The organism is Paraburkholderia sp. JHI2823 (genome assembly GCF_038900695.1).
In the GTDB taxonomy this organism is placed as follows: Bacteria; Pseudomonadota; Gammaproteobacteria; order Burkholderiales; family Burkholderiaceae; genus Paraburkholderia; species Paraburkholderia mimosarum.
This window is the reverse complement of the sequence record NZ_JAYMRY010000152.1, coordinates 1-921: the sequence shown is the minus strand read 5'-3', so window position 1 is coordinate 921 and position 921 is coordinate 1. Positions and strand designations below refer to the sequence as shown.

Here is a 921-nt window from a genome sequence, read left to right as displayed (position 1 = left end):
AGGACCTCGTTGCGACGCACATGGTCCAGCCGCCGCATCAACTGCGCACGCCGATGCTCCCGGCGATAGTGGTCGACCACGAAGCCGGCTGCGAACAGCAGCACCGCCGACCCCATCACCATGGTTACCCAGTTTTCGTCCATCATCGCCTCGTTCGATCAGAAAAAGAGCGGCGCGTACCGGATCCCAACTGCGTCACCGAACCGCCCGGCGGGTCTGGCAGTCCTGGGTGAGCAGGTTGAAGTTCCAACGGGTCACCGGTATGCGCAGGATTCCTGTCAATGGCAACCCGGCATGGCGTGTCGATGCCGGGTGCCCGGTTACCGCTTCGCGGCTTGCGACTCGCTGGCGCGCCTGGCGGATTTCGTGGCTGCCGCGGAGGCCACTTCGAGGTTGCTTCGCGTGGCCTCGAACGCCTGCTCGCCGGTCTTCTGCAGCGTCTCATATAGCGCATTGGTCGTGGTAATCACCTCATCCAGCGCGGCGACGGCTGCCTCGGAGCCGGCCGGCGCGCTTTTCGCGAGGTCCTGCACCTGCGTCCTTGCCTGCCTGACCGACGCATCCCACTGCGCGTGCGCGGACCGCAACAGATCAGCCTGGGTGGCGGCGATGATTTCGAACATCTGCCACGTCCAGGTCTGCACCTTTTCTGTCGTGGGCGCGGCCAGGCTGTCTTGCTGCGCCAGCCATTCCTGCGGCTCCTTCACGGACAGAGCCTGGCAGGCCTGCCTGAAGGTATGGTCGAGCGTCGCCCGAAGCGCCTGCATGTTCAACTGGGCGAGCCTCTCGACACCTTCGACCATCCGGATGGCCACACCGAAGAACAGATCAACGTTGGCCTTCTGAAGTGCAGCAAACTGTTCCTGCATGATGAAACTCCTGTAGAGGCAACCGGGCGTGAGCGCCGCGCCGTCGACGGCG

General features: G+C 64.3%; 1 protein-coding gene. It reads right to left on the bottom strand.

Annotated features, from left to right (window positions below):
* Positions 1 to 320: 320 nt before the first annotated feature.
* Positions 321 to 869, bottom strand: coding sequence for a TIGR01841 family phasin (gene phaP, locus VSR34_RS38020; protein ID WP_028230854.1), 549 nt, complete (start codon positions 867 to 869; stop codon positions 321 to 323).
* Positions 870 to 921: the final 52 nt, after the last annotated feature.

What these genes read in the sequence shown, in the direction of transcription:
- phaP (WP_028230854.1), bottom strand. Translation starts at nt 869, where the DNA reads ATGCAGGAACAGTTTGCTGCACTTCAGAAGGCCAACGTTGATCTGTTC.